Annotated in this window: 25 protein-coding genes, 2 riboswitches and 1 other annotated feature; of the genes, 4 read left to right on the top strand and 21 right to left on the bottom strand. The window is 36.0% G+C overall.

Translation table 11 applies throughout. The annotated features are described in order from the left end of the window. Positions 1-199: 199 nt before the first annotated feature. From H9650_RS05290 to H9650_RS20870, 5 genes are all read right to left on the bottom strand, one after another. On the bottom strand, positions 200-430 hold the full coding sequence (locus H9650_RS05290) for a hypothetical protein (protein WP_144535334.1): 231 nt from the start codon (positions 428-430) through the stop codon (positions 200-202). 304 nt (positions 431-734) lie between these two features. Beyond that, on the bottom strand, positions 735-1289 hold the full coding sequence (kdpC, locus tag H9650_RS05285; protein WP_154310350.1) for a potassium-transporting ATPase subunit KdpC: 555 nt from the start codon (positions 1287-1289) through the stop codon (positions 735-737). Between the two features lie 25 nt (positions 1290-1314). Beyond that, complete coding sequence (kdpB, locus tag H9650_RS05280; RefSeq protein ID WP_144535330.1) at positions 1315-3354, bottom strand: potassium-transporting ATPase subunit KdpB; 2040 nt, start codon at positions 3352-3354, stop codon at positions 1315-1317. Between the two features lie 36 nt (positions 3355-3390). Beyond that, on the bottom strand, positions 3391-5061 hold the full coding sequence (kdpA, locus tag H9650_RS05275; RefSeq protein WP_191696760.1) for a potassium-transporting ATPase subunit KdpA: 1671 nt from the start codon (positions 5059-5061) through the stop codon (positions 3391-3393). Positions 5062-5087: 26 nt separating this feature from the next. After that, positions 5088-5165 carry a potassium-transporting ATPase subunit F gene (locus tag H9650_RS20870; RefSeq protein ID WP_144537104.1) on the bottom strand — a complete coding sequence of 26 codons (78 nt, stop codon included), beginning with the start codon at positions 5163-5165 and terminating at the stop codon, positions 5088-5090. A 543-nt stretch (positions 5166-5708) separates the two neighbouring features. Continuing rightward, positions 5709-5850: riboswitch (cyclic di-AMP (ydaO/yuaA leader) on the bottom strand. Positions 5851-6103: 253 nt separating this feature from the next. Then, a riboswitch (cyclic di-AMP (ydaO/yuaA leader) is annotated at positions 6104-6245 on the top strand. A 245-nt stretch (positions 6246-6490) separates the two neighbouring features. Here H9650_RS20870 and H9650_RS05265 point away from each other — a divergent pair. Then, positions 6491-6859, top strand: coding sequence for a DUF2294 domain-containing protein (locus H9650_RS05265; protein WP_144535326.1), 369 nt, complete (start codon positions 6491-6493; stop codon positions 6857-6859). 261 nt (positions 6860-7120) lie between these two features. On the opposite strand, the gene H9650_RS05260 is transcribed toward H9650_RS05265, so the two are convergent. From H9650_RS05260 to H9650_RS05245, 4 genes are all read right to left on the bottom strand, one after another. Then, positions 7121-7867 (bottom strand): alpha/beta hydrolase, encoded by a 747-nt coding sequence (locus H9650_RS05260; RefSeq protein ID WP_154310345.1) that lies wholly within the window; start codon positions 7865-7867, stop codon positions 7121-7123. Between the two features lie 105 nt (positions 7868-7972). Continuing rightward, a complete protein-coding gene (locus tag H9650_RS05255) occupies positions 7973-8581 on the bottom strand; it encodes a response regulator transcription factor (RefSeq protein ID WP_154310343.1) in 609 nt (202 codons plus the stop codon). Between the two features lie 12 nt (positions 8582-8593). Further along, complete coding sequence (locus tag H9650_RS05250) at positions 8594-9634, bottom strand: sensor histidine kinase (protein ID WP_225215931.1); 1041 nt, start codon at positions 9632-9634, stop codon at positions 8594-8596. Between the two features lie 59 nt (positions 9635-9693). After that, complete coding sequence (locus tag H9650_RS05245; RefSeq protein ID WP_191696759.1) at positions 9694-10818, bottom strand: DUF418 domain-containing protein; 1125 nt, start codon at positions 10816-10818, stop codon at positions 9694-9696. Between the two features lie 220 nt (positions 10819-11038). Between H9650_RS05245 and H9650_RS05240 the strand changes: the two genes are divergently transcribed. Then, positions 11039-11512, top strand: a complete 474-nt coding sequence (locus H9650_RS05240) for a hypothetical protein (RefSeq protein ID WP_191696758.1) — start codon at positions 11039-11041, stop codon at positions 11510-11512. A 214-nt stretch (positions 11513-11726) separates the two neighbouring features. On the opposite strand, the gene H9650_RS05235 is transcribed toward H9650_RS05240, so the two are convergent. Genes H9650_RS05235 through H9650_RS05225 form a run of 3 tightly spaced genes read right to left on the bottom strand, consistent with a single transcriptional unit; the run spans position 11727 to position 14616 of the window. Continuing rightward, on the bottom strand, positions 11727-12539 hold the full coding sequence (locus tag H9650_RS05235; RefSeq protein WP_191696757.1) for an ABC transporter ATP-binding protein: 813 nt from the start codon (positions 12537-12539) through the stop codon (positions 11727-11729). 20 nt (positions 12540-12559) lie between these two features. Continuing rightward, complete coding sequence (locus H9650_RS05230) at positions 12560-13615, bottom strand: FecCD family ABC transporter permease (protein WP_191696756.1); 1056 nt, start codon at positions 13613-13615, stop codon at positions 12560-12562. Further along, positions 13612-14616, bottom strand: coding sequence for a FecCD family ABC transporter permease (locus H9650_RS05225; protein ID WP_154310336.1), 1005 nt, complete (start codon positions 14614-14616; stop codon positions 13612-13614). Before H9650_RS05225 ends, H9650_RS05230 begins: the two co-directional genes overlap by 4 nt. Positions 14617-14803: 187 nt before the next feature. Here H9650_RS05225 and H9650_RS05220 point away from each other — a divergent pair, with 187 nt between their 5' ends. After that, the gene (locus H9650_RS05220; RefSeq protein ID WP_191696755.1) at positions 14804-15778 is read left to right on the top strand and encodes an ABC transporter substrate-binding protein; all 975 of its coding nucleotides are present in this window, start codon (positions 14804-14806) and stop codon (positions 15776-15778) included. A gap of 106 nt (positions 15779-15884) precedes the next feature. Here H9650_RS05220 and H9650_RS05215 read toward each other — a convergent pair whose 3' ends face one another. The 6 genes from H9650_RS05215 to tyrS all read right to left on the bottom strand — a co-directional run bounded on the left by H9650_RS05215 (position 15885) and on the right by tyrS (position 20135). Next, complete coding sequence (locus tag H9650_RS05215; RefSeq protein WP_191696754.1) at positions 15885-16478, bottom strand: hypothetical protein; 594 nt, start codon at positions 16476-16478, stop codon at positions 15885-15887. A 96-nt stretch (positions 16479-16574) separates the two neighbouring features. Continuing rightward, complete coding sequence (locus H9650_RS05210; protein WP_225215930.1) at positions 16575-16883, bottom strand: hypothetical protein; 309 nt, start codon at positions 16881-16883, stop codon at positions 16575-16577. Between the two features lie 45 nt (positions 16884-16928). Continuing rightward, positions 16929-17744 (bottom strand): alpha/beta fold hydrolase, encoded by an 816-nt coding sequence (locus tag H9650_RS05205; RefSeq protein WP_151113498.1) that lies wholly within the window; start codon positions 17742-17744, stop codon positions 16929-16931. 17 nt (positions 17745-17761) lie between these two features. Next, complete coding sequence (locus tag H9650_RS05200) at positions 17762-18139, bottom strand: VOC family protein (protein WP_151113496.1); 378 nt, start codon at positions 18137-18139, stop codon at positions 17762-17764. A 170-nt stretch (positions 18140-18309) separates the two neighbouring features. Continuing rightward, on the bottom strand, positions 18310-18558 hold the full coding sequence (locus tag H9650_RS05195; protein ID WP_144535304.1) for a DUF3006 family protein: 249 nt from the start codon (positions 18556-18558) through the stop codon (positions 18310-18312). A 311-nt stretch (positions 18559-18869) separates the two neighbouring features. Next, the gene (gene tyrS, locus H9650_RS05190; protein ID WP_144535302.1) at positions 18870-20135 is read right to left on the bottom strand and encodes a tyrosine--tRNA ligase; all 1266 of its coding nucleotides are present in this window, start codon (positions 20133-20135) and stop codon (positions 18870-18872) included. A gap of 81 nt (positions 20136-20216) precedes the next feature. After that, positions 20217-20412 (bottom strand) — a binding site (T-box leader). A gap of 98 nt (positions 20413-20510) precedes the next feature. Between tyrS and H9650_RS05185 the strand changes: the two genes are divergently transcribed. Next, on the top strand, positions 20511-23426 hold the full coding sequence (locus H9650_RS05185) for a transglycosylase domain-containing protein (protein WP_191696753.1): 2916 nt from the start codon (positions 20511-20513) through the stop codon (positions 23424-23426). 371 nt (positions 23427-23797) lie between these two features. Here H9650_RS05185 and H9650_RS05180 read toward each other — a convergent pair whose 3' ends face one another. From H9650_RS05180 to H9650_RS05170, 3 genes are read right to left on the bottom strand one after another with little or no spacing between them, the layout of a single operon-like run. Next, complete coding sequence (locus tag H9650_RS05180; RefSeq protein WP_191696752.1) at positions 23798-24532, bottom strand: amino acid ABC transporter ATP-binding protein; 735 nt, start codon at positions 24530-24532, stop codon at positions 23798-23800. Between the two features lie 36 nt (positions 24533-24568). Continuing rightward, the gene (locus H9650_RS05175) at positions 24569-25258 is read right to left on the bottom strand and encodes an amino acid ABC transporter permease (RefSeq protein ID WP_144535296.1); all 690 of its coding nucleotides are present in this window, start codon (positions 25256-25258) and stop codon (positions 24569-24571) included. Then, on the bottom strand, positions 25245-26075 hold the full coding sequence (locus H9650_RS05170; protein WP_151113490.1) for an amino acid ABC transporter substrate-binding protein: 831 nt from the start codon (positions 26073-26075) through the stop codon (positions 25245-25247). Before H9650_RS05170 ends, H9650_RS05175 begins: the two co-directional genes overlap by 14 nt. Positions 26076-26490 lie beyond the last annotated feature (415 nt).

Genomic DNA, 26490 nt, shown 5'->3' with positions numbered 1-26490 from the left:
GACTTGGTTAATTACGCACTTTAATCTTGATTTTATGAATCTTTTGCTACTATTAAATCATTGAATAAAAAAGGGTTAACAAGCATAAAAAAAGCATATCTAAGAAAAATCTTGGATATGCTTTATTGTTAGGTAGTCAATAGTCTAGCAAAGTACGACTATCAGTTTATTTATTACCTACATTTTATATTGCTATTTGTTAGCTATAAAAATTTGACTCTTTGCTAAATTCCTTAAGTAAAACTCCTTCATTATAATCTAACCATTTTTTCATTTCTCGCTCTACCGCTTTGTTTTGCCATTCAAACCAAAAATTTATACACTCGCTGCAATGGCTATCTACACCTTTATTATTATTCAGATCCCTACAAGTAAATAAGGTTTTTCTACGGCAACTGTAGCAGTAGATTTCTTTTTCATCTAAAAGCATTTATAGTTCCCCTCCAGTTTAGATAAATTATTGTCCAATAAATGGATTTTTATACCTAAAATGAGGTCATTACTAGTTCCAAGCTTTGATAGTATCTATGTTATCTTGGCATGCTTTTGTTCTGCTACAACTAACACATCGAAATGCCACTCTGAAGGAACCTTTCTACAGGGCCCTCTACTAGTTCCTCCACTGCTCTATTGTTTCTTTACGCCAATGGGTTTCAAGTAAGCCAATTAAAATTTCGCTTCCTAAAGGTTGCCTCCTTCATCTTAGAAAAGAAGTCATAATTCTATCCTTATGCTTACAATTGATCTAGTGCAATATTCAATTTCAAGACATTTATTCTCTGCTCACCAATAAAATTAAATTGACGACTTTCTGTATTATCTTCTATTAAATTCATTAGTTTAGCTTCACTTAATCCACGCTCTTGTGCAATTCTAGGTACTTGAATTTGTGCAGCAAGCTTGGTTATATGTGGGTCAAGTCCCGAGCCAGAGTTAGTTAATAGATCATTGGGAATATCTTCTTGTCTTACTTCGGGATTGTTCTTTAAAAACAGTTTTAAATCGGTTTTCGTTCGTTCAACCATATCTTTATTTGTTGGTGCATAATTCATAGAGCCCGATCCGGAAGCATTATATTCTATAGATGATACTCGCCCATTAAAATAATGTGGTTCAGTAAATTTTTGGCCTATCAGTTCAGATCCAATAATATTACCCTCTGCATTAGTAATGATACTTCCTGCAGCCTTCTCGGGCATTAATAATTGTGAAATTCCAGTCATTACTAAAGGATATGCCAATCCACATATTAAGAGTAGAATAATACTAATACGTAAATTTTTTAACATTTATATCACCTTTCTTTTATATTACTTAAACAAGATTAATAGAAACTAACAATATATCGATTAGCTTAACTCCAATAAATGGAATAATGACTCCTCCCATTCCATATATCAATAAGTTACGACTTAAGAGTTTTGTAGATTTCATCGGCAAATATTTTACACCTCTCATTGCTAGTGGTATGAGTAGCGGAATGATTACTGCATTAAAAATTAATGCTGACAGAATGGCACTTTGTGGTGTAGCTAAATTCATAATGTTAAGAGTACTCATTTGAGGGATAGTTAACATAAACATAGCAGGGATAATTGCGAAGTATTTCGCGATATCATTAGCTATACTGAATGTCGTCAGTGCCCCCCTAGTCATTAATAATTGCTTACCAATACCTACAATTTCAATTATTTTGGTAGGATCTGAATCTAAGTCCACCATATTAGCAGCATCTTTAGCAGCTATAGTACCGCTATTCATAGCCATTCCTACATCCGCTTGTGCAAGTGCCGGCGCGTCATTTGTTCCGTCTCCAGTCATTGCTACAAGCTTCCCTTCTGCTTGTTCCCGTTTTATAACAGCAATTTTATCTTCAGGCTTTGCCTCTGCGATAAATTCATCAACTCCAGCCTCTTTAGCTATGGTTGCAGCAGTCAATGGGTTATCTCCTGTACACATAATTGTTTTAATCCCCATTTTTCGTAGTTGATCAAAGCGCTCCTTCAATCCAACCTTAACAGTATCCTTTAGGTATATTAAACCCATTATTTTATTGTCTACTACTACAGCAAGTGGTGTTCCACCTTTGGATGCTATCAATTTTGTTTTATCATCTAAATCAGATGGAATAACGCCACCTTGCATGATTACATATTCTTTTACTGCATCTACAGCACCTTTACGTACTTTAAGTCCATTTTGAAAGTCTGTTCCGCTCATTCGAGCTTGTGCATTAAATTCAACCCCGAAAGATTCTTTCATATTTTGCTCTATCTCGATAAGCTCCAATTCTTTTGTTAGTTCAACAATCGAACGTCCTTCAGGTGTCTCATCATATAAAGAGCTAAGTAATGCCGCTTTTGTTAGTTCAACTGATTTAACATCTTCAACGGTTATAAATTCGGAAGCCATTCTATTCCCATAAGTAATTGTTCCGGTTTTATCCAAAATAATTGTATTAATGTCCCCAGCAGCTTCCACCGCTTTTCCTGATTTAGCTATCACATTGAATTTAGTTACACGATCCATTCCTGCAATCCCTATTGCAGACAAGAGTCCACCTATCGTAGTAGGAATTAAACAAACAAGCAACGCTACCAAAGTAGCGATTGGAATAGTAACCCCTACATAGCCTGAGATAGGCACTAAGGTAACACAAACGATTAAAAATATTAATGTTAAGCTCACCAAAATTATATTAAGAGCAATTTCATTAGGAGTTTTTTGTCGCTTAGCACCTTCTACTAAACTAATCATTCGGTCTAGAAATGATTCACCTGGATTAGAGGTTATGCGTATTGTAAGTTGATCACTAATAACCTTAGTTCCTCCAGTAACAGAACTAAAATCTCCTCCAGACTCTTTAATAATGGTAGCTGATTCACCTGTAATAGCTGACTCATCGACAGATGCTAAACCCTTTATAACTTCCCCATCACTTGGAATCAACTCCCCAGCTTCTACAAAAATTATGTCTCCTTTTTTTAAATCCTTAGAGCAGACATAACTATAGCTTCCGTCTTCTAACAAAACTCTTGCTTGTAAATCTTTTTGGGTTTTCTTTAGACTTTCGGCTTGTGCCTTACCTCTCCCCTCCGCTATACTTTCCGCAAAGTTTGCAAATAAAATTGTAATAAGCAATATAATACTTACAAATCCGTTATAATAAAAATCTGATTCTGCTCCAAAGAAAGATGGAAAGAACGTCATTATTATTGTCACTAAAAATCCTATCTCTACAACAAACATGACAGGGTTTTTCCTCATTGTTTTTGGATTCAACTTTCTAAGTGATTCGACAAAAGCCAGTTTAATCATCTCGTTTGTGAGCGCCGTGTTCCGTTCTGAATTCATAATGATACTCCTTTAATCTCTTTTTTCATTTCAATTTCACATGGTTAGAGCTTCGGCAATTGGTCCTAATGCTAGTACTGGGAAGAATGTTAATGCTCCAACAACCAATACAGTTGCTATTAGGAAAACTAAAAACGTGCTATTGTCAGTCCTCATAGTTCCTATTGTTTCAGGCACAGGCTTTTTAACCATTAGAGACGAAGCAACAGCAAGCATAGCAATCATAGAAAAGTAGCGACCGAATAACATTACCAAACCTGTTGAGATATTCCAAAAGTCTGTGTTATCTCCTAAACCTTCAAAACCCGATCCGTTGTTTGCTGCAGATGAAGTAAATTCATATATCACTTGAGATATTCCATGAAAACTAGCATTCGAGATCGCTGAATTGCCCATTTCAGTTGTTAGCGCAATCGCAGATGGGACTAGAATGATCAAAGGATGAATAAGAATGGTAATTGCAATTAGTTTCATTTCTTTTGCATCAATCTTTCTTCCCAAAAATTCTGGAGTCCTGCCTACCATTAAACCAGCAATAAAGACAGCTAAAATTGCATACATAATAATGTTTACAAAGCCCACTCCATCTCCCCCGAAGATATTGTTTAACATCATTAACACTAGTGGCACAAAGCCACCGAGAGGCGTTAATGTATCATGCATATTATTTACAGACCCTGTAGTGGCAGCCGTTGTTACAGTTGTAAATAAAACACTTTGGGCAATTCCAAATCTGACTTCTTTACCTTCCATACTTCCTGCATCTTGCGACAGACCTATATTAGCTAAAGCTTGGTTTCCATTAGACTCCTGAACATAAATTGTTACTAGCATTGCTAAGAAAATAATACTCATAGCACCCGTAAGCATCCAGCTAAGCTTCCGTTTTTTTGTCATATATCCAAAGGTAAAAGGAATCGCCATAGGTATTAATAACATCGAAAGCATGTGTATAACATTTGAAAATGGTGTCGGATTTTCAAATGGGTGAGCAGCGTTAACACCAAAGAATCCGCCACCATTAGTTCCCAAATGTTTAATAGATTCTAAGGATGCAACTGGTCCTCGAGATATTTGCTGTTGTTCCCCTTCAAGAGTTGTTGCAATTGCAGTTGGATCCAAGGTTTGTGGTACTCCTTGGCCTACCAATAAGAGACCTACTACTATTGAACTTGGTATGAAAATTCTGGTAAGCGAACGAACTAAATCCACGTAAAAGTTACCTAAGCTCTTATGACCTGAAATTCCTCTGATGAACGCGATACATAGGGCAAGACCTGTTGCCGGTGTCGTCATCATTAAGAAAGTAATCACTGTCATTTGAGAAAAATATGATAGCCCACTCTCACCACTATAATGCTGCAGATTAGTATTTGTCAGAAAACTAGAAATCGTATTGAATGATAATAATGCTTCCATCCCCCCTATTTCACTTGGGTTAAAGGGCAGAATCCCCTGTAGCCTAACAATTAAGTAACAGAGTCCAAACATTACAAAGTTACTAATAAGTAAAGCTGTTGCGTATTGCTTCCAATTCATATGTGATTGACTAATACCAGATAATTTATATATAAAGTTTTCTATAGGATTGAACACTCGATCCAGCCTTGTTCTTTCAAGTGAAAGGCTTAAAGCAATATATTTACCCATCGGTATTGCGATTAATAACGCAATAGCCAAGACTAATGCGATTTGAAATAAATCCATTTCATTTCCTCCATATACTTGAAAATTTAATATCTCTCAGGACGAATCAATGCATCCAGCAAATAAATTGAAGTTGCAATAGAAAAAACAAGTAAAATAATCATCGCTTTTCCCTTCCTTTCTCTTCAATTACTTTGTTGCAAAATGCTGTAAATCCAAAAAAAAGAGAAAATGAGAATATTATTAGAAAAATAGATACGACATCCATATAATTCTTCCTTTCTATAATTGCTTGTAGCTCATCCTTTAACTAACCTTCTTAAAAATCACATCTTTAAATTTCCCCCTTAACGGAATCAAGAAATTTCCTTCAGATTAATGCCATTGCCGAAAAATAAAGACAAAAAAAGACCAATGACTACTTTTTCCCCGACATGCTACTGTGCAAATATTCTTCAGACAAAATAGTGAAGTACAATCACATATTCTGACTTAGAAAAGTTTGCAGCAGTATACATTTTTAATGGAGAAAAAGTATCACTGGTCTACTTAGCGCCTAGCAAGCAAAAAGCCCTCTCTGCGTTCTGTCTTCCATGAAACCTTTTCAGTTATTATAGGCATTATAAAAAGACCTACTATTTATCAAGCTGCTTTTCTGCTTTAAAATCCTACAAAAAAGCCCCGTGAATTAATAAGGTGGTCTCATTGACCTCCTTCGCTTTAGCCGACGAAGTTAGCTGACGGGTAGGATGGCGAAAGAGTATCTCATCCTTTCTACAACTTGTAGAATTAACCCCAAAAAATTGGTTCCTCCGTTCCTGATTGCTCAGGATTAGACCGATATTCAAATTGGTTATGTTTGGATTTTACGACGTTATTTTTCCGAAGTAAATAATCCTTAAGTACTATTTATATTATTCTTTTTAAAAATAAAAAAAGTTTAATATAGTTTAACAACTCATATCATTGCTATCTCAACAGTAAATTGATTTAGTGTATGGCTTTCAGAAAATATCAGTTCGATAAAAAGGATTAAAAAATTTTCTTTACTTATTTATCCTCTTTACAGAAATTTTCCCAAGTAGTATGATAGTTTCAATTTCAACCTAAATCGCTGAATTCATTATTGAATCGGGGGAACCACCTGTTATTATCTAAAACTGGGGTGAATCCTTTCAAAGGGTAGGGTGACTCTGACCATCCGAATCCGACAGCTAACCCCGTAAGCGTTGTTGGAGAAAGAAGGTGAATAGAAAGTTCTTAGAAGACTGAAAGAAACACTTACTTCTAACTACGAAAAGGCTAAACTGTTAATACTTTCACTTTTACTATTTCAAATAGCCCGACTAAAGAGCTGAAGCTATCTCTTAAGCTATATTAAAATTAATAAATTTTGTGGAATTAGCAGAGATTTTTTCAAGTTTAATAACTGAGATACTTATTCTCTTTTAGTTAGATATTAAATCTTACAATTCCATTTGGAGGCATTATGTCAAAAAAGAAACTAGAGGCTGATATCAGTTCAGCATTCATTAAGCTACAGCTTGATTTGATTGGAAAGGGACCTCAAGAGGCTAAAACATATATTATTAATGATATGTTAATCACCCGTTTTAAAGGAGTTCTAACAGTAGAGGAAAAACACCTCGTCAATCATACTACTGGAAGACGTCTTGTCAAACAAATGCGTACATTACTTCGCGAACAGTATAGTAAGGAATATGAAAAAATTGTAGAAGAGTATACTGGCTGCAAGGTTCTTTCCTCTCATTCGGATATAAGCACTAAGACTGGTGAAAGAATCGAGGTATTTATCCTTGAAAAAGATTTAGAGCAATTCCTTTTGGTAAATGAATGACAACAACCTATTAAAGTGAATACGCAACATTGCCTATAGGTACTAATTTTCTACTTTTTGATACGATTTGGAACAATACATTATCTGAAAACTATAGAGAGATGGTCGTTTTTCACGTTGCGACCATTCTCCTTTTTATATTATCTTATGACTTTTACTTGGCGTCACCTTCCTCCAACTGCAAAGTTTAATGACGGAGATTAATGGGACGATTGTATTTCAAAAAAAGCCTCGAAACCAGTGGTTCCGAGACGTTCATCTTTATATTCGAGCATTTATAAACTGTATGCTTCTTTCTGCTATCAACTCTTTATCAGTATCAAGCGTAGCAACATGATAGCTATTTTCTAATTCCACTATTTCTTTTCCGACAGAGGAGATTGCCTCGAATATTTGATGTGAGTTATCAGGTGGCACGACATGATCTTCTGTAGATTTAAATATCAAAGCTGGTGCCGTAATTTTAGAAAGATTATCTCTTACTAATCTAGACAGCAAAATGATATCAGACATTGACTTCACTGGTGTCTTCGAATACGCTAGTTCTTGTATTCCCTCTAGCTTAATATCCGACCCAATTCCATCAACAAACCTAGTTTCCTCTTTTGAAAGGACTTCATAATTTTCTATCATTTCCGGCATATAAATTGCAGCATTAACAGGCATAATCCCTTTGATTTCCTTGTGATTTTCTGCCAGGTATAAAGTAAGAGTACCACCCATAGATAATCCACAAACAAAGATATCAGTACAAGTTTCTTTCAGCTTGTTCAATCCTCTTTCCACATCTTTTATCCAATCTTCGTAGCTTGCTTGTTCCATATCCTCAGGAGCCGTACCATGGCCAGTGAGCCTTGGTCCAACAACAGTAAAACCAGCTTCCGCAAACCTTTCTCCTAAAAAACGCATACTTTGAGTTGTACCTGTAAAGCCATGAATAACTAAAACTCCAACGTGATTTCCCTCGAAGTAAAATTCCTCTGCATCCTTCAACACTTCATAATTCACTTTCCCATCCCCTTTTAAATTGTCATATTTACAAAACTATGTTTTATGCCATTATTCCTCTACCACATTTGTATATACTATAAACAATAAAAAGAAAGGGGTCTTTCATTCAAGCCACCCGTTTTCATTTGCTTTGTTAACAGCCTGCTGCCTGCTTTCCACCTGTAGCTTTTGGATAGAGGAGGACAAATAATTACGGACGGTGCCCTTTGTTAAAAATAATCTCCTCGTGATTTCTGATGTAGTTAGACCTTCTCTTACAAGGCGTAATACATCTATTTCTCGATCATTAAGCGGATTCTCTACTTTCATGAATAGTGTAGCAGCTAAGTCTCTGCTCACAACTTTCTCACCAGCTGCCACCTTCCGTATTGAATCTATTAAATAATCGATTGGCTCATCCTTCAATAGATATCCTGTAACATCACTATCAATAGCTTTTTGCAAATATCCAACTCGTGAAAAAGTTGTCACAATCATTACTTTGCTCGGAATTTGTTCCTCTTTAATTTTTCGTGCAAGCTCCAGACCTGTCATATGTGGCATTTCAATATCCAAAATACATACATCAGGTATTTTCTCCACGATCAATTCCCAGGCTTTCTGACCATCTTGAGCTTCTCCAACGACCTCTATATCAGTTTCAAATGCTATTAATGAAGAAAATGCTCCTAGGAGCATTTTTTGATCCTCTGCAATTACCACTCTTATCACTATGTATCCCCCTTACAAATGAATAGGTAATGTGATCGTTACCAAAGTGCCTCCCGAGGGAGCACCGTCTATAAACACGTCCCCCTGTAAAGAATTCATACGTTCCTTCATCGATACTAGACCATTGCCAAATTTCTTCATCTCTATTCCTATTCCATCGTCCTTTATGTGTACGCAGAATAACCTATCATTTATGCTTGTATGTATCTCACAACGTTTCGCTTGACTATGTCTAAGAATATTAGTTGTCGCTTCTCTTAAACAAAGAGATATCATAGTTTCTTCTACACTCGATAACAACTGCTGGAAATTATTATTATAGTGAACGATAATACCAGCGGATTTTAGCAATTCCTGTGTATGTTCTAGCTCACTTTCTAGAGATACAAATTTCATATCCGTCACTAATTCTCTCACTTGCTTCATAGCAGTCCTTGTGGTTGCTAAGATGTCGTTTAGCTCTCCCTTTACCTTGGTTTGTTCCGGCTCTACTAATTTCGAAGCAAGCTCAGTCTTCAGCTTGATCATCGTCAAAGTATGGCCGATTGTATCATGAAGATCTCTTGCAATTCGTTGCCTTTCTTCTTGTTGAACGAGTTGTTTATTTACTTCATTTAATTTTGTTTGTAGATTCGTTGTTTTTAAAAGAAAATATCGAAGTATTGGCAAGGCAAGCTGAATAATCATGAATGCCACTAATACAGCGAAATCTATACCACTGAGCTGCTCCTTCCAGAGAATAAGAAGAAACAGGGAGGCAACTCCTACTATTCCAAGCCCTATGTGAAGTTTAGACTTAGCTCTCCCTAACAAATCTGCAAACAAAAAACCAAAAGTAATAATTACTGAGCCTTCGTAAAGGCTTAATATTATAAGGAGGAAGTAACCTGCTAGCACAGCACATAGAAGGCGCCAATCCTTATTCCACAATGCAATATAATAGGAACAAATAATCGATAGGAGAAGGATTAGCTTCACCCCGTTATGCAAGTCTGAATCAGATAGCATTACTACGGTAAAAAGAAAAACTATTGAGGCCACATCTATGATCAAGTATTTGGCAGCTTGATCCTTTGGATAAAATTTTATATTGATCACCTCAATTATTTAAGTTATTTAGAGACTATCGCTACCGCTTTTCTTCTCATCCACTCTAACGGTCCAGTGTGTAGCTTCCTTATACAAAAATAGGCAAATAGAAATTGAAATAGAGTAATACTGAGCCAAATTGTAATGATAGATAAACTTCCTAATTTCCCACCTAATCCTAGACCCCAGCCATAAAATACAATAGAAGCTAAGAGATTCTGTGATACATAGCAGCTTAGTGACATTTTCCCAACCTCTTCAAATCGAGACCAAAGCCACTCAAACTTTCTATATTCTATTAATATACCAAATAATCCTATATAGCCAAGAGACATAATTGGTGCGAATAAATAACGAACAGGTAAATCAAATGCTCCTCCTGGTATAAAAATAAGAAGATTTAACGGAACACCTATATACATCCCTATTTGAAACAGTTTTTTACGCTGACTTTTGCCCTTCTCTGTTTTTGAAAATACTCCTGAACGCATAAGGAATACTCCTAACAAAAACAAGCATATGTTCATCGGTACTATCAAAATAGCTTCTAATCTATAATAAACAAAATTAAATAAACGATTTTCAACCTGTTTTAGCCATGTACCACTTTCATAGAGTGCAGCTCCTTCATATGAACCTAAGGACATGTTTACGACCCCTACTAGTGCTCCCACTAAGATCAATAGAACAATTATCGCATGAAAACTACCAACTCCAATCATTATTTTTTTTATAAAGGTATCTCCTCTTTTTAGAACAAGAGCAACGATTAATCCAGTTACGGCATAGCTCATCAAAATGTCATATTCCATTACTAGAGTAAAATGAATAAACCCTTCTAAGAGTAAAAACAATAAAGTCCATATATATACACCAGGCCAGGCATTACCCTTCCTGATTGCCTGCTGATATTTCATCTCTAATCCTACTCCAAACATAATCGTAAGTAATCCGAGAAGTTTCCCATTAACAATAAAGAGCACTACCATTCGTAAAAAGTCCTCTAATACCCACCATTCGGTAAAGTTAGCAGTCGTTATATAAGATAGGTCTCCCAAATAAGCAAAAATCCAAATATTAGTTCCCAGCGTTCCAAGCACTGCAAAGCCTCGGAGAATATCGATTAAGCGCAGTCTTTCACTTGTCATCAGAAATCCCTCTTTCATTTTAAGTATGAGCTCATGCCCCTAGATAAAATATAAAGAAAAACGACAGTCACTAACATTCACAACAGTCAGGAGTATAAGATGACACATGTCATGAAGAGGTTTTACATGAAATGTTGGTAACACTATTTATTTTTAGTAACAAAATTAACATATTATACCGATATAATTATTGATTTATCTTAGAAGTAAGTGAATACTTATGAAAAATCTAATAATAGCTGCTTTAATATTTTCAGCTTTGTTAATAACAACTGCGACATTAGCAAAAGCATCAACAAAAGTGATGTGGGGAAAAACTAAATTACGAAAAGGACAAATTGATAAAGTGACTGTGTTATGTACTACACAGCTTTATCAGAAGGATCATGAAGGCATACTAAGACACAGTCATTGGCCTATAGGGGGAGAAGAGTTTAGAGTCTATTCCTTCAGTGGACATGATGGTGGTTATTATGAGGGCGGTGGCAGTTTGTACATCAAAAAGTCTACTGTTCTTAAGTATGAAACTCCATCCAAATTTAAAATTGCTTTGTTAAAAAACAATACTGTAGACGAGAAATCTAGTCTACCTAAAACTAAAAATGAAAGACTCCCTGTAGCTGAAGATATGTCTAATGCTCCAATATCGAATGGTCAAACTTCACCAATTTCTAACGAATTCACCGATAAATAGTTATATAAACAGTAACCCTATCTTTGTCACTGCTAAACAATCTCCCAGCTATGCATGTAAGTTTCCACGGGAGGCTTGCACATCTTGTTGATGAAAGAAGAAGTAAGGAAGTCAAAGTTAGTTGCTATCTTTAGTTCTAGGGAGTCAAATGTTTCATATAAAAAGATAAGAAAACATTGTTCTGAAGTTTATCTATATCGAGATTCAGATCCAATTAGACTTCTACTTCCTGTAGAATGCATCTTCCCTTACCAAATGGAATACATAATGGCGTACCAAACAGCGGATCTTTTGTAATCTGACAATCCATACCAAACACATTTTTTACTAAAGGACAGCTTATAATATGCTCTGGTTTACCCTGAGCATATATTTCCCGGTCCTTAATCGCTACTATATTATCCGCATATCTGCATGCCAAATTGATATCATGTAGTACCATTACAATCGTTCGTTTCTCATTTTCATTTAGTTCATAAAGTAAATCAAGAATTTCAATTTGATGTGTCATATCAAGATAAGTAGTTGGCTCATCCAGTAGGATAATATCTGTATCTTGAGCTAAAGTCATGGCAATCCATGCTCTTTGACGTTGCCCCCCGGATAAAGAATCCACCGGTCGATCTTTGAGGTCTTCAATACCAGTTGCTTTTAAAGCATTTTTTACTTTTTCTTCATCTTCCTCTGTCCATTGTTTTAGCCATGTTTGGTAAGGATATCTTCCTTGCTTCACTAACTGTAGAACCGTTAATCCCTCAGGCGCAATTGGCGATTGTGGAAGAATAGACATTTGTTTAGCAACATCCTTAGTGGACATTCTAGATATTGCACTACCTTCAAGCAATACTGCGCCATTTTTTGGCTTTAACAAACGAGCAATTGAACGAAGAAGTGTTGATTTCCCACACCCGTTTCCACCAATGAAAACAGTAATTTCCCCTTTTGGTATTTGAAGATTTAAATCATCTATAATAATACTTTCCCCATAAGAAAGGGTTAAATTTTGTGTCTCAATCACTTGTTTCATTTCAATACACTCCTTCACATTTAAGCATTCCTAGTTTTAAACAATAAGTAAATAAAATAAGGTGCTCCTATTCCTGCCGTAAATACACCTGCAGGAATTTCCAAGGGAGAAAACATCGTTCTTCCAATTAGATCAGCCAGCATGACTAGGATTCCACCGATTAATGCAGATACAGGTAAAAGTGCTCCAAATGAAGAGCCTACTAGCCTTCTTGCCATATGTGGAGCCATCAAACCGACGAACCCAATACCACCTGCAAAAGCTACAGCCCCTCCTACAAGAGCAGTACTTATTAATAATAGAACGAAACGGTGGCGTTGAATGCGTCCTCCTATTCCAGTAGCTATGTCATCTCCAAGCTCTAAAATATTTATATTTTTAACCATAAAAAAAGCAATAGCTATAAAAATAATCGTCCATGGAACTAATATAGCAACATTATTCCAACTAGAACCATAAACTGTGCCAGTTATCCATATATTCGCCTGACTTGCTCTATAAATCGGTCCCATAATCATCATCAATGTAGTTAATGCTTGCATGAGCGCAGATATCCCTATACCGATAAGTACTATTCTTATAGGTGATACGCCATTTTTCCACGCAAGAAAATATACAAGTAGTGCAATGACCACTGCGCCAACAAACGCTGCGAGAGGTAACCATTTAATACTTACTGTCAGAGAATTATTTGTATCACTGAATAAAGTTAAAAAACTAACAACGGCCACAGATGCACCGCCTGTTATCCCTAAAATATCAGGCGATGCCAAAGGATTTCGAATCATCCCTTGAAGGATGCCACCAGCTACCGCTAAAGCAATCCCCACCATTAATGCGACAATAATTCTAGGCAAACGAAAGGATTGAACTACAAGTTGTTCCAAATCGCTTCCACCACCAAAAAAAACACTCAGAACGGTTAAGGGGCTTAATTTCATATCACCTAAACCTGTGCTTACGATAAAAACAATTCCTGTAATTACTAGGAGACTCATTAATATGAATATAGCTTTTTTATCTAATAGAAAGGATACTTTTCCTTTAAACACTCTAAAATTTTTATATTGATTCATCGTGCATTAAACCCCTTTCTTGCAATGTAAATGAAGAATGGAGTCCCTATGATAGCAGTCATAACTCCTACTGGAACTTCTTGAGGCATGATGATATATCTGGCGAATATATCTGCAACCAACAACAAAATTCCTCCTAGAAGACCTGAAAAAGGTATAAGCCAACGATGATCGATACCAACGATATATCTAGTTAGATGGGGAATAACAATTCCAATAAAGCCAATTGGTCCAGCGATAGCTACAGATCCTCCAGCTAAGAGTATAACGATAATAGCAACTATTATTTTTAAAAATCCAGTGTTTACTCCTAGACCTTTGGCAACATCTTCTCCCATAGATAAAACATTCATTTTAGAAGCTATAATAAAAGATCCTATCCAACCTAACAGTAAATATGGAAAAACATTTAATAAAATTTCCATCTTTCTACCTTCAACTGATCCAGCTAACCAAAATAACACCTGCTCAAAAGCAGCCTCATTAATGACAAGAAATCCTTGGGTAAAAGAAGCAAACATAGCTGACATAGCTGCTCCAGCTAAAGTTAACTTCATTGGTGTAAGTCCTTCTCTTCCTGCAGAACCGATTGTATATACTGCAATTGCTGCCACAGCAGCTCCTGAAAAAGAAATCCAAGCGAATGCTTGAAGATTAGTTACTGAGAAAAGAGTTACTGCTAAAACTACTGCAAACCCTGCTCCAGCGTTAATGCCAAAAATCCCAGGCGATGCAAGCGGATTTTTCGTTAGAGTTTGCATTAAAACGCCAGAAATAGCTAAGCTACTTCCAACAGCTGCAGCGATTAGAGCTCTTGGGAGTCTAACTGTTTCAATTACAATATGTTCGTTTGAACCATTATTATTTTGAAAAGCATCTAGCACCATTTTCCAAGATGTCTGTGTATATCCATAAATAACACTTGCACACATTAAGAAGACTAGTATAGAAATGACAATAATTAGTCCCACTAGTCTTTGTCCGTTCGTTTTTAATAACATAAAAGTAACCTTTCTATTATCCGTAAATTTACACTATTTACCTCTAGTCTATTGCATGTTATATAGAGTGTCAATGAGTTTGAGAATCATTTTCATTTTCATATTGACATAAGTTTACAAGAGAACTATTATAAGGTTTGTATTGAAAATGATTATCATTAATATTTAACTTTAGGAGGTAAGCTAATTGAATAAAATAAAACCTTTTTTCGCTATTATTTCTATATTTTCTTTATTGCTATTAGCAGCTTGTGGACAAAAAGAAGATACTACAACAGGTGAAAAACAAGACGACACTAGCTACACAGTAGAACATGCAATGGGTAGTACTACACTCAAAAAAACACCTGAAAAGATTGTAATTCTTACTAACGAAGGCACAGAAGCCCTGCTCTCTTTAGGAGTGAAACCAGTTGGCGCTGTTCAATCTTGGCTTGGAGATCCTTGGTACGACCACATCAGTGACGAGATGAAAGACGTAGAAGTTGTAGGAGTAGAGCAAGAGGTAAATTTAGAAAAGATAGCAGCATTAAAACCTGATTTAATTATAGGTACCAAAGTTCGTCAAGAAGCTGTATACGATCAACTAAGTGCAATTGCCCCAACTGTATTTTCTGATACATTACGAGGCGATTGGAAAGAAAACTTTAAATTATATGCTAAAGCGTTAAACCTTGAAGAAAAAGGAAATGAAGTATTAAGTCAATTTGACGCACATCTAGATGAAGTAAAACAGAGTCTTGGGGATAAAACTGATCAAGAAATTTCTATTGTACGCTTCATGGCTGGCCAATCTAGAATTTATTATACTGATTCTTTCTCCGGCGTAATTTTTGAAGATTTAGGATTTAAACGTGCTTCCCAGCAAACCGAACTTTTTACTGCTGATAACAAGCTTGGGAATTTAGCTATAGAAGTAGGCAAAGAAGTTATTCCTAAAATGGATGGGGACGTATTATTCTACTTCACATATGCACCACAAGGTGATAAAGCTGCCCTAGATACCGCAAAGGAATGGACGAACGATCCCCTTTGGAAAAATTTAAATGCTGTTAAAAGCGGAAATGTTCATGAAGTAAGTGATGCTATTTGGAATACAGCAGGTGGAGTTTTAGCAGCTAATATTATGTTAGATGAAGTCGAAGAGATTTTTAATAAATAAAAGAATATAAATGTAAAAAACTAGACAATCTTGGTTGTCTAGTTTTTTTTACAAAGCTTTACCACTTTAGTAGCTATTCTTGTGTTAGTGTCCTAGTGTCCTAAATTTATTCTTTAAACATCCCTTCAATATTATTAAGCTCTATTCGATCTTCCTCCCTTCGATAATCGCTATAATCATTTTCCTCCGTTATCTTTATCAAACCTTTTTGAAAAAAAGATAATAAACGCATAGCTTCATTAATAACCTTGGGCTTAATACTATTAAGTAGTTCTCTTTTACGGTCAAATTCATTTTTATCCCATTCATCTTTATGTTCTACCTTGGGAATGGCATCAATTCCAGTAATATAGGTAAGACCTAAATATCGTAGAAATGTGTATCCACTACAATAATCCTCATATAATTGTTCTAAAATATCTACTAAGTCATTCTTTTCTTTTATTATGCTTTCCAAGAGTGACATGATTCGTTCCTGTTCAAATGCATAAAACGGAATTTTCGTCTCGATAAGATTCATTAATTCATTTTTTATGTATTTCTTTCTATAATTCAAATCAAGTAAATCAAAGTAAAAATTAGAGCCATAAATACTTTCTATTTCTTTTGTTTTATAAAGCCATTCTTCAAATTCAGATACAGTAATATATCCTTTATAGATCCTATAAAACTGCTTTTGTATATTAAATTCATTATTCATTCTTAAACTTAAACTCCTTAATTTGCTGTAACCTCTTTAGTTAAGTTATAAAAAAGAGCAATATATAATAGCTCACAATATAAAGTTGCCCTTTCTTTAATAAATGGACGATATATTTCTACAGTGTTTTTCCAGCTCACTCAACGTGTATAGTGTAGTAATTGGGAATTCACTTGAAGTTTCTTTTGAATACGTTAAATGAATTACCGCATACTTATTTAGCTCATCTATCCAAAATATCACATCATCATTATCGGTTCTTCGAGCTACTGCTACAGCAAATTTTCCATAGAGTTGGTGGCTTGGCGAAAGTTCTTTTGTTAACTCCTTATTTAAATTTTCCGACATACTTTTTGGCATTAACCACCATGGGTCATCTATAAAACCTTTTAATAATTCATGCATATAAGTCAGTCACATCTTTCTGTAGCGTACTTATGTAACAAAAGATCATTTATTTTGTTCACAACGATTCAACCAATCGGTTAAATAAGCATTAAATAGAACAGGCCTTTCAATTTGTAAATTATGACCAGCCCCACTTAAAATTGCAAAGGATGCGCTAGGAAAATTTTCTTTTAAGTCTAGTGCATCCTGATAACCTACCACGTCATCCTGCCTTCCAAGTAAAAACACAGCAGGATTATTAAATTGTGGCTCTTCAAACCAATTACTAAAGGCATAGTTACCGGCGATTTTCTGTAAAAACGCTACATCCCCTCGCTTCATTCCTGCAACAACCTCTTCAGTCCATCGATTAAATGTTAGTTCGTTTAATACTACACAGTTATTCTCGAACTCTTTTTGTATATTACTAGACAATTTTTTAAAGAAACATTCGTCTCTTTCTGCTATATTTTTAACAGGAAGTGTCCTTTGATCATGGTTTGTATTAATAACAGGACAAATAAAGAAAGCACCTAGAATAGGAAACCTATTTTTGGCAATAACTCCACGAGCTAAATAGCCACCGTATGACTCCCCTGCAATTAAAAATGGCTCATTTTGCATTTCCTTCTCTATAAAACCAATAACTACTTCCATTAAATCATCTGTATTATTTAGATGAGCAAATTGTTTTGATTTTCCCATCCCTGGTAAATCTATGTATATTCTTTTATAAGATCTTCTAGTTTTTTGAAAAAACGGCTCCATGCAACCCTTCATCAGCTCCATATCTGGTGAAAATCCATGAAGCATTAAAATAGGAGTGCCTTCTCCGTATATTTCATAGTAAACTTCTACATCATTTACAGTTGTATACATTTAATTGTCCTCCTCTTTTACTGACAAGCACCAAGTGGATTACCATCCGGATCAAAAAACGTAAAGTATTTCTTTTCCTCATCACCTCCAAGGGGTTTTACTGCAATTCCTTTGTTTTTTAGCTCATCGTAAAGTTTCTCAATATTTTTTGGTATAAAGTTAACATATTTCCCCACTCCAAAATTATTGGAAGGAAATTTCATAGGCGTATAATTTTCTACTTTAACTAAACAAACGACAGTCGGTGAATTATTCGATATTTTCATGACAGCTGCTTCTTCTTCAATATAATTTAACTTAAATCCTAGAACGGTTTCATACCATTGTGCTGAAACAGCTGGATTCTTCACAGGAATAAAAATTCCCTCTACTCCATTTAATAACGATGTTCCCAATATGTGTCCTCCTACCTTTATATATTATGTATTTACTATTCGATGTCTTTCCAGATTTTCCTTTAATAATTAATAATTTCCCATTAACAAACTAAATTACTATTTTCATCTATTTCCCCAAAGATTATTTTCAAAAAGAAAACCTTGAAGCTAAATCAGCTTCAAGGTTTTTAGTTCTTTTCCATATTCTCGATTAAGTCCAATAATCTTTGTCTTTTATCATCGGCTTCCTCATGAATAATTTTAAAATCATATCCTGTCTTATCTTCGTTAATAGAAATCTCTAAAAGATCTCCTTCTTTTGCGTCGATTGTAAACTTCTCTTTTAAAATAACTAGCTTATCAGCTTTATCATTTTTCCCAAAAAGAATAACAAAAAAATCATCGAAATGATTTAGTATATATTTTTTCGCTTCCATGTTTACTAACCCCCTTTTTTAAAAGCTAATATATTCAAAAATAATAAGAATTTATTTTAATTATTTTAGGTGAAGTGTTCCTAAATCTTATTCTATACTATATAGTTACTTATTTTCACCTATTTTGTCCACTATTTATATAAACTTTTTAAAACGTTCAAAATTTAACCTTTTTAATGAAAAGCATGAAACTTTTTCTATATAACATAAATATTTGGCATGTTTTTAAAAAAGTTGAATAAAAATCGTATAAAAGGCTACTTTTTAACAAAAAAAATTGCTTCCCATTAGTATGAGAAGCAACTTAAATATTATACAAATTTAATCATTTTATAGTTTTTCTTACCTCTTCTAATAATCATAAATTCATCTTCTAATCTGTCCACTTGCCCTACAACATATCCAACTTCTGTAATTTTTTCACCATTTATAGAAATAGCACCATTAGTTACATCTTCACGTGCTTGTCTTTTAGAGGGAGATACAGTTGCTTCTACAATGAAATCAACTATATTTTTTTCATCCTTTGTCATTTCTACCGATGGAACATCCTTAAAAGCATCCTTCATTTCGTCCGCTGTAAGCGCCTTTAGGTTTCCACTAAACAATGCTTGAGAAATTCTCACCGCTTGATCCAACGCCTCTTGACCATGTATCAAGCGAGTCATTTCTTCTGCTAAAGTCATTTGAGCTTTACGTAAATGTGGCTCATTTTGTACAGTTACTTCTAATCCTTCGATTTCCTCTCTCTCAAGGAAAGTAAAAATTTTCAAGTATTTAATAACATCTGAATCGGCTGTATTTATCCAAAATTGGTAGAACTCATATGGAGATGTTTTTTGTGCATCTAACCATACTGAACCTGAAGCTGATTTACCAAATTTAGTACCATCTGCTTTAGTCACTAAAGGAATCGTAATACCAAATGCCTTTGTTTCTTCCTCATGTGTTTTACGAATTATTTCTAAACCAGTCGTAATATTGCCCCATTGATCTGATCCACCGACTTGAACTCGGCAGCCATAATGATTGAATAAGTGATTAAAATCGATTCCTTGAATTAATGTATAGGCAAACTCTGTAAAGGAAAGTCCTGAGTCTAAGCGTGAAGCAATAGAATCCTTCCCTAGCATATAATTGATATTAATAAGCTTTCCATAATCTCTTAAAAATTCGATAACAGACATAGGCCCAATCCATTCGCGATTGTTTACCATCTGTGCTCCATTTTCAGATTGGAAATCAAAAATACGTTCCATTTGCTTTTTAATCCCTTGAACATTTAAATCAATTTGTTCGGTAGTTTGTAGTTGTCTTTCTTCTGAACGACCAGACGGGTCACCAATCATTCCAGTAGCTCCGCCGACTAAAAGAATTGGACGATGACCATGCATTTGAAATCTGCGAAGTGTTAATAACGGAACAATGTGACCAATATGCATACTGTCTGCAGTTGGGTCAACTCCACAATATAAGGATACTTTTTCAGTGGATAGAAGCTCATCCATTCCTTCTGCATCAGTTTGCTGATACAAAAGTCCTCTCCATTGCAGGTCTTCAATTAATGAGTTTGTCATTTTTGTCTCCTCCTTATTATTGGAAAAGGCAGTACTGATTTAATTGCCAAAAAACAAAAAGTCCCTGCATGATAAAAATCATGCAGGGACGCTTATTAGTTAGCGCGGTACCACCCAGCTTGAAGGAACAATCCTTCCGCTTTTTCACATGTAACGTTGTGACGACGTATAACTCCAAGCCTGTAATTCGCATCTTAACCACCGACTAACTTTCACCAACCGTTAGCTCTCTAAACAGTATGTATAAGCACTACTTCGGACTTTTCTTCGTTAAATGTTATACCTATTTTACCTAATTTGAATCGTATGTCAATAACTATCGTCTATAATATAGGACTATGATATAATATTGTTGATTTGGAGGTCGAGAAATTAATGAATAAATGGATGGAGAAATTCCACTTATATAAAGAGAAAGTAGATGCCTGGCAATCAACCAAATGGGCAAGAAGATTGCGTATATCTTCAAGTGTAGTGTGGAACTTATGCTTAATATTTTTAGTAGTTGGTCTAACACTTGGAATATTTGCCGCTTCTGTTGGTGCAGGTTATTTTACTTCTTTAATAAAGGATGAACCTTTACGAGAAAAAGAAAAAATGCGAGCTGCTGTGTTTAATTATGAAGAAACCTCAGAAATATACTTCGCTGGAGATGTCTACTTAGGGAAACTTAGAACAGATTTAGAAAGAACTGAAACAAAATTATCGAATGTCTCCCCATATGTCATTGATGCTGTCCTAGCTACAGAGGATGAATATTTTAAAGTTCATAATGGAATAGTTCCTAAAGCAATCATCCGTGGTCTATTACAAGACATGACAAACTCAGATACGCAAACAGGTGGTTCAACACTTACTCAACAGCTGATTAAAAATCAAATTTTAACAAATGAAGTTTCTTATGAAAGAAAAGCAAAAGAAATTCTCTTAGCCATGCGATTAGAGGAATTTATGTCTAAGGATGAAATATTAGAAGCCTATCTAAATATCATCCCTTATGGAAGAAACGCTAACGGTCGTAATATCGCTGGTATTGAAACTGCCGCACAGGGAATTTTTAATGTGAAGGCGAAAGACCTTACACTTCCTCAAGCTGCATACATTGCTGGGATTCCCCAAGCCCCATTCAAATATACGCCTTTTAGTAATGGTGGTGTTTTAAAAGAAGGAGAATCGTTACAGCATGGAATTGACCGTATGAAGGTTGTTTTATATCGTATGAAAGAAACAGGTTACATAACTGAAGCTGAATATGAAGCTTCTGTTAACTATGATATTACAAAAGATTTTAGAAGTAAGGAAGCTCTTCCAGAAGAAAAATATCCTTGGTTAACCTTTGAGATTGAAAAGAGAGTACGAGATATTTTAAGCGTTCAGCTAGCTGAAAAGGATGGAGTCGATTTAGAGGCCTTGGAAAACGGTGATCCTCTAATCGAGAAGTACAATATTATGGCTCAACGTGCTGCAAGCACTGGTGGCTATCGTATTCATACTACTATCAACAAAGATATGTATGAGAAAATGCTTCAAGTAAGGGACGAATTTGAATCCTATGGTCATACTTATACTAATATTAGTGTGAAGGACCCTACTACTGGAGAAACAGTTACAAAAGATTTTCCTGTCCAAGTCGGCAGTATGCTGATTGAAAACGGAACCGGTCGGATTCTTTCCTTCCTAGGTGGACGTGATTATAATGTAGAGCAATATAATCATGCTACTCAGGCTGTGCGCTCAATGGGTTCTACTATTAAACCATTGGTAGTATATGCACCTGCTCTTGAATACGGTGTTATCGGAGCCGGAAGCCCCCTTGCAGATGTTAAATTTAATATTAATGATAACGGAAACAAATGGGCACCAACTAACTATACAACTGCTCAGGAGTTAGGAATTATTTCAGCTCGACAAGCAGTTACTACCTCCCAAAACTTATCGACCATTAGACTTTACGATCAAATAAAGGATAAAAAGCCAACTGATTTCATGATGAAAATGGGCTTCAAAAGCATTGAAGAAGATGAATATGCTAACCTTGCACTTTCTATTGGTGGTATGAAAAAAGGAGCTTCTATAGAAGAAACTACAAATGCATATGGAACTTTTGCTAATAATGGTCAGTTCATTGATGCATATATGATTGAAAAGATAGAAGATGTTGAAGGGAATCTTATTTACCAGCACAAAGTAGAGCCTGTCGATGTTTTTAGTCCACAGACAGCTTACATTATGACTGATATTTTAAGAGATGTTATGACACAAGGTACAGCTAAATTAGCAAATTCTCGTCTAAAATTCCAATCAGATTTTGGAGCAAAAACTGGTACAACACAAGGACACAGTGATTCGTGGCTAATAGGCTATAACCCTAATGTTTCCTTAGGTGTCTGGCTAGGTTATGACGAGCAAAAACTTACGCTATTCCATATGAACAACCGTTATGGACACCCAAGCGTTCGTATTAATACACTTTGGTCCAATATGATGAATGCAATGTACGATATCAACCCCGAGCTTGTGGATGCACCAAACGCTTTCAAAGCACCTGATGGAGTGGTATCTAGGTCATTCTGTGGTATTTCTGGTCTAGCACCTTCTACTGCATGTGAACAAGCAGGTCTTGTGAAATCTGACTTATTTAATGCAAAGGTGATGTTGCCTACTCAGGCTGATGATAGTTTAGTATCATCGTCTTACGTAGTCATCAACGGAAGTAAGTACCGTTCATTGGACTCTACTCCAAGTGAATTTGTTGTTGCAGGTGGACATGGAGTAAGCGAGAGCTTTATAAAACGAATGCTTGGTCGCTTTGGTGGGGACGCTAGTAAGCTATTCCCGAACGACTCATCATTTGCTAGCAATGTCGTATCAGAAAAAGTATTTGAGGCAGACGGTGCTCCACCAGCTCCAGTTGTCACCTCTCTTTCAGGAAACACAATGACTTGGACGAAATCAGCTTCTAATGATGTAGTTGGTTATCGTGTATATCAAGTGGTGAATGGAAACAGAGTTCTTATAACGACTAAGCTCGAGGCGGAAAACTATAGTCATCAAATTACTTCTCCTGGACAATATGTGGTAGTAACAGTAGATATCACTGGTCTACAGTCTGGTGCTTCTAATATAACTACTTTGAATGCGCCAGATCCAGTAATCCCAGTTCTTCCTCCCGAGGAGCCAGTGGGAGAAGAGCCTGAGCAGCCTGCCCCTGGTGATGGTAATGGTGGCGGAAGTGATGTAATTATCACTCCTCCTGTAGAGCCAACTACACCAGAAGAGTCTACTCCGTAACTAATAAAGAAGAAGGCGGTGACAAAAGTCACCGCCTTCTTTATATACTCACATCTTTAGAACGTTAAAAACGACGTGTGAGGATGGGGAAGTTCTATCTCTCCCCCTCTTAAAAAATCGATTAACATTACTTTTTTATTTTTCTCCAAATCAATGTTGCATTAAGTAGTATAATACCAATCGAAACCCCAAAATTTGGTCTAATAAAAGTTTACAAGTTCAAAATTAACCATATAACTACTCAACGCAAGAACCAGTTGATGCTCGATCGCTCTGTAGAAAGAACAGAACAGGAAAATAGACTTCCCATCACCTAATCATAATAAAAGCCCTACCTCAATAAATCACTGAATTGAGGAAAGGGCTTTTCATTATTGAATCAAATTCAGGAACTGTCTTGTCCGCTCTTCTTTAGGATTTGTGAACATCTCGGACGGCTGGCTTCGTTCGACGATCTTCCCTTGATCCATAAAGATAACTTCAGATGCTACATCGTTTGCAAACCGCATTTCATGGGTAACTACGACCATGGTAATGCCCGTCCCTGCGAGATCTTTCATGACCTGCAGTACTTCCCCTACGAGCTCGGGATCCAGTGCAGAAGTCGGTTCATCGAAAAGCATTACTTTTGGCTCTAGCGCAAGGGCTCTGGCAATCCCTACACGCTGCTGTTGTCCGCCAGAAAGCTGATGTGGATAATAGTCAAGTTTGTCTCCCAGCCCTACTTTAGTCAATAATTGTGTTGCTTTTTGACGGGCTTCTTCTTTTGATTTCTGTTGCACGATCATCGGCCCTTCCATGACGTTCTGAAGTGCCGTCATATGAGGGAAAAGATTGTAGTGCTGGAAAACCATTGCTGATTTTCTTCTGATTAAATCAACTTCTTTCTTAGGTACAGGTTTGGAAAAATCAATCGTTTGGCCGTCAATGGAAATGCTTCCAGCCGAAGGGACTTCCAGTATATTCAGACAGCGAAGCAAAGTCGTTTTTCCAGAACCTGAAGGTCCGATGACAACGACCACTTTACCTTGATCGATTTCCAGGTCGATTCCCTTCAAAACTTCAAGGTCGCCAAATCGTTTGTGCAGTCCATTAATTTTTATCAATCCTATTCTCCTTTCTACTTCATCCGTTAAATAGATTTATTTCATTACGTAGCGATCGAATCGATTTTCCAATCTACCTTGGACAAGCGAAAGCAAGAAACAGATGATCCAATACAGGATAGCAACCTCAGTATAAAGTAATAGGACCTCATAGTTGAATGCCGCAATCTCTTGCGCTCTTCTAAACATTTCGGTTACTAGAATAGCAGATGCCAAAGAAGTATCTTTCACCAGACCGATGAATGTATTCGAAAGAGGCGGGATGGATACTCTTGTAGCCTGAGGCAAAATAACTCGGCGCAATGTCTGGGAATAAGTCATCCCTATCATTTGTGCAGCTTCCCACTGCCCTTTAGGGATAGATAGGATAGCCGCACGGATCACTTCAGAAGCGTATGCCCCCACATTCAATGAAAACCCAATAACAGCGGCTGGGAACGGGTCAATGACAACCCCAACTGATCCCAAACCATAAAATAGAATAAACAACTGTACCAATAAAGGCGTTCCCCGAATGGCGGAGACATAAATGCGTGCAATCCATTGGAACGGTTTGATGGTTGATATTCTAGCCAACGCTGTAAGAATTGCTAGTACAAGTCCACAAACGAATGTAATTAGCGTCAATGGGAGCGTATATACAACAGCACCCTCCAACAGAGGGAGGAGAGAAGATTGAGCAATATCTATATAGCGCTCCACTTTATCAGGATCATTCCAAAACATTTTCGCCGAACCATTTCTCAGAAATTTCGTTGTACGTGCCATCTTCGATCATTTCGTTCAATGCTTTGTTTACAGCTTCCACTAGTGTTTCGCTTCCTTTACGGAACATCAAACCACTTTGTGCAGCATCGTCAGCTTCTGCTACAATCTTGATATTTGCTTCAGGTTTTTGTTTTTGGTAATCAAGTACAGTTAATTTATCGTTGATGGTTACATCTACACGGTTTGAATTCAACAATTCAATTGCTTGAATGAACCCGTCAATGCCAACTAATTCAGCCCCATATGACTTCGCTATTTCACCGTAGTTGCTTGTAAGGGATTGAGCAGATTTCAAGCCTTTAATATCTTCAAATGCTTTAACGTCATTGTTGTCTGCTTGTGTTACCAATACTGCAGATGATGAAATATATGGGTCAGAGAAATCATATTTTTCTTGGCGTTCTGGTTTAATTCCCACTTGGTTGGCAATCATATCGAAACGTTCTGAATCTAGACCCGGGAACATTGCATCCCACTGTGTTTCCATGAATTTTGCCTTTACGCCAAGGCGTGAAGCAATTTCTTCTACAATCTCAACGTCAAACCCAGTCAACTTACCAGACTCATCATGGAATGTGAAAGGTGCGTATGTTCCTTCAGTACCGACCAATAGCTCACTGCTGTTTTTTACCTTCGCTAGCAGATCCCCATCAGCATTGCCCGATTCGTTTTGATTTCCATTTCCGCCTTCGTTTCCGTTCTCTTTGCCGCTGCATGCAGCTAACACTAGCACAGCAGAAATAATCAATAATAGCAAATAGCTAAATTTTTTCATGTCATGATTCCTCCTAATTCAGATAAACATACTTGGTAATCATTATCTTAATACATGGATACCCACGAGTCAAAACAATTATCTCCAAGTATTAATACCCAAATCATTAAGAATTATCACATATATTTCAATCGTTTATAATATAGTAGAAGGTCTAATTATCGCAATAAATTTGAAAACATTGTTATTATAACCAAGACCACTAATTTCTGAACGTTTAATACAAAGCTTTCCTACCAGAGTACATCCTTATTTTCTTTAGTTCGGTAATTTCAAGAGATTGTTTTTTGATTTAGCGATGAGAGCACAAAATAAAAATTTTTGTTCAATAATTTACAAATATTATTTATCCCAATCGAAAAAAACTTCTTCAACTAAACTATCGCTTTAGTTTAAGTGTAACATTTCACAATGG

Origin of the sequence: Psychrobacillus faecigallinarum, assembly GCF_014836595.1 — a bacterium.
Classification (GTDB): Bacteria; Bacillota; Bacilli; order Bacillales_A; family Planococcaceae; genus Psychrobacillus; species Psychrobacillus faecigallinarum.
Note: the sequence above shows the minus strand (reverse complement) of the source record. Positions and strands in the feature narration are given on the sequence as shown.